Annotated in this window: 10 protein-coding genes; 4 read left to right on the top strand and 6 right to left on the bottom strand. The window is 42.1% G+C overall.

The window, feature by feature from the left end:
- The first annotated feature begins 37 nt into the window (after nt 1-37).
- Complete coding sequence (locus HEQ19_11160; GenBank protein WYL99997.1) at nt 38-484, top strand: hypothetical protein; 447 nt, start codon at nt 38-40, stop codon at nt 482-484.
- 307 nt (nt 485-791) lie between these two features.
- Entirely contained in the window at nt 792-2,351 is a 1,560-nt protein-coding gene (locus HEQ19_11155) for a serine/threonine-protein kinase (protein ID WYL99996.1), read from the top strand.
- 479 nt (nt 2,352-2,830) lie between these two features.
- Here the strand turns inward: HEQ19_11155 and HEQ19_11150 are convergent, their stop codons facing one another.
- From HEQ19_11150 to HEQ19_11135, 4 genes are all read right to left on the bottom strand, one after another.
- The gene (locus tag HEQ19_11150) at nt 2,831-3,028 is read right to left on the bottom strand and encodes an NblA/ycf18 family protein (GenBank protein WYL99995.1); all 198 of its coding nucleotides are present in this window, start codon (nt 3,026-3,028) and stop codon (nt 2,831-2,833) included.
- A 1,087-nt stretch (nt 3,029-4,115) separates the two neighbouring features.
- Nucleotides 4,116-4,853 carry a Stp1/IreP family PP2C-type Ser/Thr phosphatase gene (locus HEQ19_11145; GenBank protein WYL99994.1) on the bottom strand — a complete coding sequence of 246 codons (738 nt, stop codon included), beginning with the start codon at nt 4,851-4,853 and terminating at the stop codon, nt 4,116-4,118.
- Between the two features lie 21 nt (nt 4,854-4,874).
- On the bottom strand, nt 4,875-6,557 hold the full coding sequence (locus HEQ19_11140) for an AarF/ABC1/UbiB kinase family protein (GenBank protein ID WYL99993.1): 1,683 nt from the start codon (nt 6,555-6,557) through the stop codon (nt 4,875-4,877).
- A 161-nt stretch (nt 6,558-6,718) separates the two neighbouring features.
- Nucleotides 6,719-7,033 carry a DUF6825 family protein gene (locus HEQ19_11135; protein ID WYL99992.1) on the bottom strand — a complete coding sequence of 105 codons (315 nt, stop codon included), beginning with the start codon at nt 7,031-7,033 and terminating at the stop codon, nt 6,719-6,721.
- Nucleotides 7,034-7,884: 851 nt separating this feature from the next.
- Here HEQ19_11135 and HEQ19_11130 point away from each other — a divergent pair.
- Together HEQ19_11130 and HEQ19_11125 are read left to right on the top strand one after the other, a co-directional pair.
- Nucleotides 7,885-8,565: a Uma2 family endonuclease gene (locus tag HEQ19_11130; protein WYL99991.1), complete on the top strand. Its 681-nt coding sequence runs from the start codon at nt 7,885-7,887 to the stop codon at nt 8,563-8,565.
- A gap of 96 nt (nt 8,566-8,661) precedes the next feature.
- Nucleotides 8,662-9,363: a Uma2 family endonuclease gene (locus HEQ19_11125; protein WYL99990.1), complete on the top strand. Its 702-nt coding sequence runs from the start codon at nt 8,662-8,664 to the stop codon at nt 9,361-9,363.
- Nucleotides 9,364-9,600: 237 nt separating this feature from the next.
- Here HEQ19_11125 and HEQ19_11120 read toward each other — a convergent pair whose 3' ends face one another.
- Complete coding sequence (locus tag HEQ19_11120) at nt 9,601-10,188, bottom strand: Uma2 family endonuclease (protein ID WYL99989.1); 588 nt, start codon at nt 10,186-10,188, stop codon at nt 9,601-9,603.
- A 38-nt stretch (nt 10,189-10,226) separates the two neighbouring features.
- The gene (locus HEQ19_11115; GenBank protein WYL99988.1) at nt 10,227-12,950 is read right to left on the bottom strand and encodes a CBS domain-containing protein; all 2,724 of its coding nucleotides are present in this window, start codon (nt 12,948-12,950) and stop codon (nt 10,227-10,229) included.
- Nucleotides 12,951-13,487 lie beyond the last annotated feature (537 nt).

The raw sequence follows: 13,487 nt of genomic DNA, 5'->3' as shown, positions 1-13,487 counted from the left end.
CAGTATTGCAAATCGATCAAGACAAGGAACATGCTAAGTGGCTCACACTTTTTTGATGGAACCCGGACGCTGGAAAATACAAGGAAATTGGCTTGAAGGTAATGATATGCCAATTAGCGTCAAAGGTATGACCTTGGTAGCTTGGAATCGAGATAACTGGTTCACTATGGCGACAAAGTTAATATTTCCTCAAGGCGATCGCCCCGATATCTCTTTGCAATATAAAGGACGTTTGCATGATGGAGAGCGTCAGTATACCTTCTTAGTTCAGCATAATCTTTTTGGGCAGATTGAAGGAGAGGGCTGGATTGGTTTATCTACGATAGTGCAGCATTACTGGGTACTAGGCGATCGCCAACGTCGTACTGGTTTTGAAACTTTACACCGCATATCCGACGATACATATTATTTAAGTAGCGCGATTTTGGCTGGCCATTTTTTAAACATTATCATAGAAGCCAGCCTAGAGCGTCAGCAAATATAACAGTCAACCGTCAAGGGTCAAGGGTCAAGGGTCAAGGGTCAAGGGTCAAGAGTCAAGGGTCAAGGGTCAAGGGTCAAGAGTCAAGAGTCAAGGGTCAAGAGTCAATATTTTGACTTTGGACTCTTGACTTTGGACTCTTGACTTTGGACTTTGGACTTTGGACTCTTGACTTTAAACTTTTGACTTTTTACTTTAAACTATTTGGCAAAAATTGGGCAAACTAAATCAGAATCAAAGTACAGAATTTTACAAAATATCAGATGACTTTAGCAGTTATCTTTATTTGATTATTGGAGTCGAATTTTCTATGTCAGACCCCAACATTGGGCGCTTACTCTGCAAACGTTACCAGATACAGGAGTTAATTGGTGCTGGAGCAATGGGTCGAGTTTATTGTGCTAAGGATCTTTTGTTGGGTGGTGTACCTGTGGCTATCAAGTTTCTCGCTTTGTCGATCCAAACGCAAAAAATGCGAATGCAAGAACGTTTTGAGCGAGAAGCGAAAACCTGTGCGTTATTAGGTCAAAAAAGTATTCACATTGTCCGGGTCATGGACTATGGGGTAGACGACAATAACACTCCGTTCTACGTAATGGAATACTTAGAAGGAGATAGCCTCAGTAATATTATTCGCCAACAAAATCTATCTGTACCTAGATTCCTGAGTATGGTACGTCAAATCTGTCTGGGGTTACAGTGCGCTCATGATGGTATCTCGGTTGAGGGGAAAATTTGCCCAATTATTCATCGCGATATTAAGCCGAGCAATATCATGGTGATTCAAGACCCCAGTTTTGGTGAGTTGGTCAAGGTTCTAGATTTTGGCATTGCTAAGTTACTACAGTCAAATAGTAATGTTACTAACTATTATTTGGGCACTTTGGCTTATTCTTCTCCTGAACAAATGGAGGGTAAGGAACTAGATAATCGCTCGGATATTTATAGTTTGGGTGTGATGATGTTTGAGATGCTTACTGGGAAAATGCCACTATTACCACAAACTTCATCTTTTGGGGCATGGTATAAAACACATCGTTATCAACAACCACGTTCTATTATGGAGGTTGCACCGCAATTACAATTACCAAAGGATGTGGAAGATTTGGTGATGAGTTGTCTAGCTAAAACACCAAGCGATCGCCCTCAAAGTATCAGTGAAATCCTCAGCGTTTTAGCATCTCTAGAACAGCATTACTATCAGCGGTCAATTCGGCAAGAAAGTCATGTGCTAATTGGTGCGACTACTGGTAAAACTCAGTTTGAACATAATACTCAAGCCGATTTACCGACTTGTATTGTCAATCAGGATACTACTAATAGTATTTCCTGGCCACAAAATAAACCGATAGCCGATATTGTTTTTCCCCAACCCATCCATATTGATGGGGAGATTGTACCAGCTTTGTGGGTGATGCTCCCGCAATCGGAAATTCTCAAGCGCTTAGTCTGTATCCGCTATAATCAATTTCTTTTCCTCACTCTTCCCCACCCCATGCTGCTATGGATAACTGTCATCTACAACCGCAAACATGGACCTAAATGGTTGCCTTACTACCTTGATCTTAAAACCAGTGTCGGTCAAGAAATTGTTAATTTACTGGGACAAGCAGGTTCCTATCGTTTATTATTGTTTGCCAGGGAAACACCAAATCACTGTTCTCATATCCTCATATCCAGTATCGCCCCTGTCCAACGCGAAAAATTCCAGCAGTGGGTCGCCAGCAGTAAAATGTTGGTTTCAACTACCGACGCCCAAATTAGCAAAGGTTTACTCAAAAGCGAGTACGAAAAGATTAAGCCCCTAATTCTTACTAAGCTGGAAACTCTGGATGCAGATTCCCCACACGACCTTTCCGGTGATTCGTGACTATTAGGTTTCTCTACTAGGCTGATTGCCCTTGATTACATGTAGTATTCATCATACAAAAATCAAAGCGGGAAAATTGTAACGTTTTATCAACAAACTTCCCAATCTAGTTGTAAGTTTTATTTATCAAAAATATAATGGTTGACGGTGATGGCTGCAAGACATGCTTTTGCTAGAATCTCCGCAATTGTTCTTCTGTACTCAGTGCAGTAGGCGATAAATTGTGAGCATGTCTGACTATCACGGTAGCCAACAGTAAATCAGTTTGGCTAATGCTGGTAGTGAATATGTTCTCAAGGCTGCAGTACATTAGAAGCACAAAATATCTGTAGCCGAAAGGCTTGTGATGTTGAGGTTTCGAGGTTGAATTGTTTTGTTTTCCATCGCTGATCGAAGTTGACGCCCCAGCATCCCCAGCTCCTTTCCTCCTTGGAACCGAGCAAGAGAAGGAGGTCGCCCACTGCGACAGTAGAACGACTCTATGCCATAGTGGAGCCAGGATCTAAGCCCCACTGGTGCTTGAGCAACTCTTTATAAGTTGCCTCGCGCACTACCATTTGCTCATAGAGTTTGACCAAAAAGTCTTTAGCTTGTTCATGACTCATGTGCTGCACTTGGGCTGCAAATGAGTGTATATTGAACTGCTGTTCTAAGGACAATTGGATTGGTTCGCTCATGGTTAACTCCAAAAAATACAACGTGTAAAAGTTATATCGTCCACAGAAGTCCCAAAGGGATAGTAATTGGACTTATGTTTGTCTGCCAATTGTTCCTCTGTATTAAGAAAGATAACAATTGTTTGACAAATTGCCCATGTCCTTTTGGCTATATTTTGGGTTTTGGCATCTTGTACCTCACCCTACTGGTATAGAACCCAAGTTTGCAGCAGCGCATTCCTAAAAAATTGACACTGTGTCAACCTGAGTTGGCAATAATACCGTTATTTAACCCCTACCTTGATTAATCTCTCTTTTCCAGAGAGATTAATAGTGGCATGGAGCAATGAAGGGTATTTAGTTTGAATTATATTTCCTATACCTCATTATGTGCAAGATGTCAATTTACCAATTTGTGTAAATTTAACCTCCAAAGTTACTTATGGAGGTTAAATTTAGTTGTATCAAGTTGTAAATAGGAAAAATGCTCAGGCTGAACAAATTGCTGAGTATATTTACTAGAAAAAGTTAGGAGTAAGGAGTAAGGAGTAAGGAGTTAGGAGTAAGGAGTAAGGAGTTAGGAGTAAGGAGTAATGAGTAAGGAGTAAGGAGTAAGGAGTAAGGAGTAAGGAGTAAGGAGTAAGGAGTAAGGAGTAAGGAGTAATGAGTAAGGAGTAAGGAGTAAGGAGTAAGGAGTAAGGAGTAAGGAGTAAGGAGTAAGGAGTAAGGAGTAAGGAGTAAGGAGTAAGGAGTAAGGAGTTAGGAGTAAGGAGTAAGGAGTAAGGAGTTAGGAGTAAGGAGTAAGGAGTAAGGAGTAATGAGTAAGGAGTAAGGAGTAAGGAGTAAGGAGTAAGGAGTAAGGAGTAAGGAGTAAGGAGTAAGGAGTAATGAGTAAGGAGTAAGGAGTAAGGAGTAAGGAGTAAGGAGTAAGGAGTAAGGAGTAAGGAGTAAGGAGTAAGGAGTTAGGAGTAAGGAGTAAGGAGTAAGGAGTAAAAAATACTCCCCAGACCCCAGTCCCCAGACCCCAGACCCCAGACCCCAGACCCCAGTCCCCAGACCCCAGTTCCCAGACCCCAGACCCCAGACCCCAGACCCCAGACCCCAGTCCCTAATCCTGGTCTTCGACGGCGATGATCACGACTGTAATGTTATCGTGTCCACCTTCGCTTTTAGCCGCCGCAATGAGGGAGAAGACAGCTTTGTCAACGGAAGGATTGTTTTGCATGATTGCAGAAATCTTGTGATCGACAAGTTCTTCAGTCAGACCATCAGTACATAACAGCAAGCGATCGCCAATTTGCACATCGAGTGGTTGTACGTCTATCTGATGTAAGTCTTCACGTCCCAAACAGCGCGATAACACATGGCGAAAAGGATGAATCCTTGCTTCCTCGACAGTGATATCGCCCAATTTGATTGCTCTGGCGACCCAAGTATGGTCTTCGGTAATTTGTTCTAGTTGCGATTTTCTCAAGCGGTACAGCCTAGAGTCGCCAACATGGGCGCACCAGGGAGACTCTGGTTCGCGAAAAAGTACTACTACAGCCGTTGTTCCCATATCAGCACGTTCTGGATGATTTTGCTGATCGTGCAAAATCCCTTCATTAGCCTTCCACAAAGCTTGGACTAGCAATTCCTGGGAAGATTGAGAGGATTGCCAATTTGCTACTAAATACGCCTGAATTTCGTGAGTAGCAATGCGGCTAGCTTCCTCACCCCCCGCATGACCACCCATACCATCGGCGACGATGAAAAATCGCCCACCAGGGTCGTCGATATAGTGAGCGTCCTGGTTATTAGAACGAATCAGTCCCGGATCGCTAACACCGATGAAGTTAAGTTTCATAAATTTATAAGGCAGCAATTATTACATACGGTCATAACGGTCGAGACGTAAAAGCATCCGGATAAGTATTCCTGAGACTGCGACGGCGATTAAACCAGCTAGCAGTGCTAACCACACATAATGATTAACCAATAAAATTGTGGCTGAAAGCGTAAAACCACTGATGATTAAAGCGTAGCTAATTCCTATCTGTATATTGCCCTGACGGCGTAGCAGACGCTCAGTTTCTACAGAACGAACCCGCAGACGCATGTCTCCCCGCTCTAGTTTTTCTAGTGTATCTTCTAATCTACGTGGTAGACCAAATGCACTAGTACTAACCTGAACTGCTTGGCGACTTAATTCGTTGAGGAAAGTATTCCCCTCAGAACCATTCATATTGCTCATAAGCTGCATTGCATATGGTTGGGCAACTTCCATAAAATTAAATTCGGGATCTAAACCTTTGCCTACCCCCTCAAGAGTGGAAAAGGCTCGCATCACAAAAGTAAAAGTTGCTGGAAATCTAAATGGCTGATTATAAGCTATTTCGTACAAGTCGTCACTGATCGCTGCAACCGATTGGTTCTCAAAAGGCTTATCCATGAAATTATCCAGCATGTACTGGACAGAACGCCGCACAGGTCCGATATCATCGACAGGTGCGATCGCCCCCAAATCTATGAGAGACTGAACAACGCGATCGCCATCTTTTTGGGCAATACCAAACAGCGTTTGCATCAGTCCTTCCCGCACGTTGGACTTAATTCGCCCCATCATGCCAAAATCGTAGAATATTAAGGCACCACTCGGACTGACGGCGAGATTACCTGGATGAGGATCGGCGTGGAAAAAGCCATTATTCAGTAGCTGATGTAGATAGGCTTGAGCGCCATAACGAGCGATCGCCTTGCGGTCTATACCTGCTGCTTCCAAGGCTTCGTATTGGCTAATTTTAATCCCAGGGACATACTCCAAACTCAGCACGCGGGAGGAGGCGTAGCGCCAGTAAACTCGTGGAACTTTCACCCAGTCATATTCGCGAAAATTCCGCCGAAAAGCGTCGGCGTTTCGACCTTCATTCAGATAATCAATTTCTTCCCAAAGAATGCGACAACATTCCTCATAAATACCCATCCAATCCCTTCCCCGTCCCCATTTGGGATGGTTTTGAAAGTAACGGGCTATTCCCTTGAGAATCTTTAAATCAATTTCAAATAACTTTTTCAGTCCCGGACGTTGTACCTTAACAACAATAGATTCCCCAGAATGCAAAACAGCTTTGTGTACTTGTCCTAAACTAGCAGCAGCCAGAGGAATCGGGTCAAAACTATGGAAAAGTTCGGGAATTTTTTTACCTAATTCTTGCTGAACAATTCCTTCTACTTGCTCATAACTAAAAGCTGGTACTCTGTCTTGCAACTTGGCTAATTCTTCTACATATTCACCAGGGAATATATCAGCACGAGTGGAGAACAGTTGCCCAACTTTGATAAAAGTTGGACCCAAATCGAGCAAAGTATTACGAATCCAGACAGCTTGCGCCTTGCGTCTTGCAGCTTGCTGTGTCTCAGTTATACCTCCTGGGTAACTCCAAGACTTGTTATACAGCCAAAGCTTGAACATTAAGGTCAAAACAAAAGACCAAATGTCCACAAACCGCCGTTTACTGGAGTAATTTTCCCGATTCCAACGGTATGCCTGATCTGAATAACCTTTTTCCATATTTTTTGCGTACCGTTGGTTTGTAATCGAATTACCTGGAAGGAAAGACACTCTGATTTCTCATGTTATTTGTCATTTGTCATTTGTCATTTGTCCTTTGTCCTTTGTCACTGGTTCATGACTAATGACTAATGACCAATGACCAATGACCAAATTTAAACTTAATTGCTGCGATACTTTTTTAATTCAGTTCGCAACAGGGCAATTTCTGCACGTAGTTCATCAATAGTGGTTTGCACGTCCCCGGATTCAGAACCGGGTTGTCCTGTAACAGGTTGACCCACATCAGCAGCTTCTGCAGCCCGATTTGCCCGCTGTATCACTTCATCTGTAAACTGGCGCAGTTGCTCTCTAGCTTCAGCGTCAAACTTGCCCAGTTCGCTCAAAGCATCAGTTACAGCGACTTCCAGGCGTTCATTAATCACTTCAGCTACGGCTCTGCCTACGAAAAAGGCTTGTACAAGGGGATTGCTCATAAATTTTTGTTACGTTGCTCCGCAAGAGAATTATAACCTGCCCGTATGCTTTGCGGCTTTTCTTATCGAGTTTGCTGTGGCGTCTACAGGCTAGCTATTTTGTGGCTCGTGATATGGCTATATATCTATATATCTATATAATGATTTTTATCATAAATAAAGATGCTCGGAATTAAGTCAGGACTTTCCCAGATGGGAAAGTCTTAGGGGGATGGAGACTGGGCGTGTGATTTTATACTTGATTTCGAGGCTGTAGAGACGTTGTACATAACATCTTTACATCTATTGGTGAATGAACTAAATTTTTAACCTTTTATACCAATCTTCACGCAATAACCACAGATATTCGTAGGGGCGCAAGGCCTTGCGCCCCTATAGCGTGGTCTATTTACCTGAAAATCACTTCATGAACTGCATACACCAGGAAACATGAAAAAACTTCTTATTCCCCTCCTCGCTTGCGGGGAGGGGCTAGGGCGTGTTTTCAAAGTCTTATACAATACCATCAAAACGCTGATACATGTAGATTTCGCGTAGGGGCACGGCATTGCCGTGCCCCTACAGCTGGTATCATATCGTGTGGATTTAGGGCTATCTAAAAATTTATGCAGCTAAACAAATAGTTTGAAATCGCGGGACTAGGGGTGGGGTCTTATTTTCTCACCTTTCTGACTCGTAAATCAAATTTCTGACTCGTAAATCAAATTTCTGACTCGTAAATCAAGTTTACGACTTGTCAATCAAGTTTCTGACTCGTAAATTAGGTTTACAAGTCATAAATCTCTCACTCTAACCAAATTTCAGCCCTATGATAAAATAAACCTATAACTACTTGATGCCGTATCAATTCTATGACCATTGCCCAAGAATTAGATTCACTAGAAGGCATCTCTCAAGATGTTATCTTTCCCCCTGGTGATTTATTAAGTGACGAGCCTCCCTTGGAAACAGAACTGCATCTGCGACAAATAATCCTACTTTTACAATGTCTGGAATGGCTGTGGCGAGACAGAAATGATTTCTACGCAGCGGGAAACCTGACCATTTACTACAGTCCGCGCCAACGCAAATCAGAAAAGTTTCGCGGTCCAGACTTTTTTGTGGTGCTAGGAACTGAACGCAAAACTCGCAAAAGTTGGGTAGTTTGGGAAGAAGATGGCAAATATCCCAATGTAATTCTCGAAATTTTGTCTGACTCCACAGCTAATACAGACAAAGGTTTGAAAAAAGAAATTTATCAAAATACCTTCCGCACACCAGATTATTTTTGGTTCGATCCATATACACAAGAATTTGCCGGTTTTCATTTAGTAGATGGAGAATATCAACCTCTACAAGCTAATGAAAAAGGACATTTGTGGAGTCATCAACTAGGATTATATCTGGGAATTTATCAAGGATTATTGCGCTTTTTTACAGCAGATGGTCAACTAGTTCCCACACCAGAAGAAACAGCACAACAAGCAGAACAAAAAGCGGAACGTTTAGCAGCAAAATTGCGCGAGTTAAATATTGACCCAGATACAATTTAAATAAATGCGATCACTCTGATAATTTACCCAGATTAAATAAGTGCGATCGCACTATGATAAAATAAACCTATAACTACTTGATGCCGTATCAATTCTATGACCATTGCCCAAGAATTAGATTCACTAGAAGGCATTTCCCAAGATGTTATCTTTCCCCCTGGTGATTTATTAAGTGACGAGCCTCCCTTGGAAACAGAACTGCATCTGCGACAAATAATCCTACTTTTACAATGTCTGGAATGGCTGTGGCGAGACAGAAATGATTTCTACGCAGCGGGAAACCTGACCATTTACTACAGTCCGCGCCAACGCAAATCAGAAAAGTTTCGCGGTCCAGACTTTTTTGTGGTGCTAGGAACTGAACGCAAAACCCGAAAAAGTTGGGTAGTTTGGGAAGAAGATGGCAAATATCCCAATGTAATTCTCGAAATTTTGTCTGACTCCACAGCGAATACAGACAAAGGTTTGAAAAAAGAAATTTATCAAAATACCTTCCGCACACCCGATTATTTTTGGTTCGACCCATATACACAAGAATTTGCCGGTTTTCATTTAGTAGATGGAGAATATCAACCTCTACAAGCTAATGAAAAAGGATATTTGTGGAGTCATCAACTAGGATTATATCTGGGAATTTATCAAGGATTATTGCGGTTTTTTACAGCAGATTGTCAACTAGTTCCCACACCAGAAGAAACAGCAGAACAGGAAGTGCAAAGGGCACAACAAGCAGAACAAAAAGCGGAACGTTTAGCAGCAAAATTGCGGGAGCTAAATATTGATCCAGATACAATTTAGACTAGGGACTGACAATTAAATAAATATCAAATTTGTAGGGTGCTTATAGCGCAACACATTCAGATGCGGCTGAAAATTAATTATATCGTGGGGGAAGGGGCACGGCAATGCCGTGCCCCTACGGGTTTACTCAATAGGTCAGGAATAGCGCAACACATTATATCGTGGGGGAAGGGGCACGGCAATGCCGTGCCCCTACGGGTTTACTCAATAGGTCAGGAAACGCTATATAAGTTATTATTCTTCGCCTAGCTCAAAATTAACTCCTTCATAAATATCATTGAAGGGAATTTCAAATTCTACCGATTTGAGAAATAACACCGCATCCGCTGATTCATACTCGGTTAATACCCATTGACCTTCAGAATTTTTAGCAAACTGCTCAATTAGATATTCATATTGGTCAATCATAATATATTCTTTTAAAGTTGATATAGAGCGATAAAATCTAAATTTATCTGTTCTGTCATAGTTTTTTGTTGAGTTAGACAATACCTCAACAATCATTAAAGGATTTGTCACTGTAGTAGTACCAGTTCCCTCATATATTGGTTCTCCCTCAATTACCATCACATCTGGATAAGTGTAGATGCGATGACGGGGTATCGATAATTTGACACCGCCCATATATATTTTGTAATTTTTACCCCGCATTGTAAATTTAAAATTAGCGGAGAAATTACCAGCAATTTCGTTGTGATTAGTCGTACCGGAATTTATGGCAATAATTTCCCCATCTCGATATTCATTTTTAAATTCTGCTGTTTCTTCTAATTGCAGATATTCCTCTGCGGTGTAATACCTTTGTGGTGTTTGGATTTGCATAAAGACCTCATCTGTAAACTATATTTGTGAACTATAAATTATAGAGGATAATTCTGGGCTAAAAATGCTTGGGCTTGTGTAATATCTTGAATGACTCCATCCAAAGTAGCCTTAAGTAAATCATCGATAATTTTGCGAAATTGAGGACTGGGTTTGTAACCTAATTTCTGCAAATCATTGCCATTTAACAGTGGTTGCACGTGACGCCAAACTGTTAAATATTGCCAAATATAACGCCTAATTCCCCTTGGACTTTGCAAGGCAATTAATATTAACATTTGCCAGTCATATTTTCGCAACAACTCCACCACTTGACTAGGGAGAATATTCTCACCCCTCTCCGCTTGCAAAGAGGGGCTGGGGGTGAGGTTATTCACTTCTGTTTGCGCCTGGGCTAAATTTTTCAATCTCGCAATGCTATCATCTTGTAATTGCAGATTTTTTGCCACTTTCACCCGATATTTAGGTGCAAGGTGGGCAATTAAAGCCTCTAAACGCATTTGCCAATGGATGAGGGTTTGTTGGCTATCAAATCGCCGTAAACAGCGTTCTAGTAACCGGAGTTGTCGCAGCAGTTCCTCATCTAGTTTGAGGGTGACATGGATACACTGTAACGCCCCTAAGTTATCGAGTAATTGTAAAGCAGATTTCCAGTAAGGGGCTTCGAGAATATGTTTTAATTCTGCCTTGAGTCGAGTTTGTAGGGCGGGAGTTTTGCTATTTTCTTGAGCAGTGCGATCATAAATACCACTGTTAATGGCATAACGGATATATGCTTCAGTTTGTGCTTCAATTTCCAAGCCAAAACGCACTGCGAAACGCACACCGCGATAAATGCGGGTGGGGTCTTCAATAAAACTATTAGCGTGTAAAACTCGAATTTGTTTGGCTTGTAAATCTAGTAAACCGCCAAAGAAATCTAATAATTCACCAGCACGGGGTGAAGTTAGACGTAAAGCGAGGGCGTTGATGGTAAAATCTCGACGATACAAATCTTGCCGAATTGAACTCGCCTCTACTTCTGGATTTGCGGCTGGGTAAGGATAAAATTCTGTTCTAGATGTGGCAATATCTACCCATAAAGAATTTAATTCTGGGTCTTTGTGCCACAATAACGCTGCAGTTTGAAAAGCTCCATGAATTTCTAAGCGGGCACTTGGATAAACTTGTTGCAGTTCTTTTGCTAATTCTACACCAGCACCGACAGATGCTGATTTGTGAAAGCCATCAACTACAAGATCAATATCTGTAATCATTAAGGTGCCAGGTACAGCTTCAGCTAATAATAAGTCTCGCACTGCACCGCCGACTAAATAAAGATGCCAACCTCGTTTTTCTGCTGCTTGTGATGCTTTAGTCAGCAATTTCCACAATTGGGGAGTCAGACGATTTTGCAATTCAACTAAGGTCGAGAATTTCTCTTCCCCCTCTCCCCCTTTCTCCCTCTCTCCCTCTCCTTGATGCAGTTCCCGCAAAACATCTGTACGGGTGACAATACCAATTAACTGTCCATTATCCAATACTGGCAAGCGTCCGATATCATAAGTCACCATCAAGCTTTCAATTTGTGGTAATATGGTATCTGGTGTAATTGTTTTCAGATTTGTGGTCATGTAGCCCTTGACTGGGGCATGATTGAACCCGTGATGTAAAGCGATATCGATATCTCTGCGGGAAATAATGCCGACTAATTGCCCTTGAGTATCAACTACAGATAAACCAGAGTGTCCATAGCGTAATAATATCCGCTGTGCTTCGGTAATTGTGGTTTCCGGGCGAATGGTGCGGACGGGAGAGGACATCAAATCTCTGGCTGTGGGAGGATGGGGAATAGTCGCCTTGAAACTGTCTACGAGTTGTTTTAAGATTGCCTGGGAATCAACTTCGCGCAGATTAACAGATGCGGCTTGAGAATGACCACCACCGCCTAAAGGTTGGAATAAAAGGTTAAGATTTGTACCAGAAATTTGCGATCGCCCAATCACTGTTAACCGTTGAGAATTACTTTCACCAAAGGGATATTCATTAGCCAGTAATAAGGCGTCAATTTCCGTTAACTCCAAAATTTGCGACGCTAAACTGGATAACCCAGGGACAAACCCCTCAGTTTGCAACAGTACCCAGGCGATCGCATATCCGCGAATACATATATATTGTAATTTGTCCAGTCCCTGGGTTAATAACTGTTGTAATTTCGGAGATAAACCAGGGTCAAGGTAAGTGGTAATCACTGGTAAACTGGCACCTTGTTGCATTAACCAAGCCAAAGCTAGGGCGTCCCTGGGTGTGGAATGATCATAGGTGAGAGAGCCAGTATCAACATGGATACCCAAAGCCATGACAGTAGCTTGGGCTGGCGTCAGAGAGATTTGCCTCTGTTGCAATTGCTCAACCATTAAAGTTGTCGTCGCCCCCACAGGAGAAACATACAATTGCGTCGCGGGAATATCCAGTGCTTGCCCTAGGTGATGGTCATAAACTATGATGTCTTGAAGATGGGGGAGATCTAACCATTCAGCAGCCTTACCCAGGCGATCGCGCTTTTGGGTATCCACCACAGTCAGAGAACGAATTTTTTCTGGATTGACAGAACGACGTTCAATTAGCGGATACTCATCGCGATGCAACGCCAAAAAATCCCGCACAGGCGGATGAGTTCCCCCAGTCAACACAATTTTACTACCAGGCAGTAGACAAGTTAAGCCTACCGCCGCTCCGAGGGCGTCAAAATCTGCTGTAGTGTGGCAAAGAATTAAATCCATATTTGTCAATGGTCAGTGGTCAGTGGTCTGACTGTTCACGGTATCTGGAAAACCTCGCTTCCATTCCTCTCCCCTACAAGGATACTGGCTTTGAATTCTCCCCCTTACAGCAATTTTCACTCATTTGAACCACAGATCTTCGTAGGGGCGCAAGGCCTTGCGCCCCTACCCTATGGTCTATTTACCTGAAAATGGCTGTAAGAGCAATTTTCAGTTCATTGAACCACATATATATATTGTAGGACGCCGGCAAAACGTGCCCTCACCGCTTTCACAAAGATGGTTGACAAGCTTTACCTATGTAATTATACTAGTTAATGTAGATTTTATTAGTAGTAATTACCTAAGTCAACAAAAAAAAATTCTGCAAAAGCCTTGTCATCAAATCATTTCAAATTCAGATCTAAGTAATATTGTCTATTTAGTTTTTAATCGGTTTTATTTTTGACAAAGAAATAAAAAAGCATTAAGCAATAAAGAATACAATACACGTAGTTCTGGCATCCTGATTTATTACTACCATTCTTGACAAGTTAA

Origin of the sequence: Gloeotrichia echinulata CP02 (genome assembly GCA_038087035.1) — a bacterium.
In the GTDB taxonomy this organism is placed as follows: domain Bacteria; phylum Cyanobacteriota; class Cyanobacteriia; order Cyanobacteriales; family Nostocaceae; genus Gloeotrichia; species Gloeotrichia echinulata.
This window is presented reverse-complemented; position numbering and strand designations above follow the sequence as displayed.

What these genes read in the sequence shown, in the direction of transcription:
- HEQ19_11155 (WYL99996.1), top strand. Translation starts at nt 792, where the DNA reads ATGTCAGACCCCAACATTGGGCGCTTACTCTGCAAACGTTACCAGATA.
- HEQ19_11150 (WYL99995.1), bottom strand. Translation starts at nt 3,028, where the DNA reads ATGAGCGAACCAATCCAATTGTCCTTAGAACAGCAGTTCAATATACAC.
- HEQ19_11145 (WYL99994.1), bottom strand. Translation starts at nt 4,853, where the DNA reads ATGAAACTTAACTTCATCGGTGTTAGCGATCCGGGACTGATTCGTTCT.
- HEQ19_11140 (WYL99993.1), bottom strand. Translation starts at nt 6,557, where the DNA reads ATGGAAAAAGGTTATTCAGATCAGGCATACCGTTGGAATCGGGAAAAT.
- HEQ19_11135 (WYL99992.1), bottom strand. Translation starts at nt 7,033, where the DNA reads ATGAGCAATCCCCTTGTACAAGCCTTTTTCGTAGGCAGAGCCGTAGCT.
- HEQ19_11130 (WYL99991.1), top strand. Translation starts at nt 7,885, where the DNA reads ATGACCATTGCCCAAGAATTAGATTCACTAGAAGGCATCTCTCAAGAT.
- HEQ19_11125 (WYL99990.1), top strand. Translation starts at nt 8,662, where the DNA reads ATGACCATTGCCCAAGAATTAGATTCACTAGAAGGCATTTCCCAAGAT.
- HEQ19_11120 (WYL99989.1), bottom strand. Translation starts at nt 10,188, where the DNA reads ATGCAAATCCAAACACCACAAAGGTATTACACCGCAGAGGAATATCTG.
- HEQ19_11115 (WYL99988.1), bottom strand. Translation starts at nt 12,950, where the DNA reads ATGGATTTAATTCTTTGCCACACTACAGCAGATTTTGACGCCCTCGGA.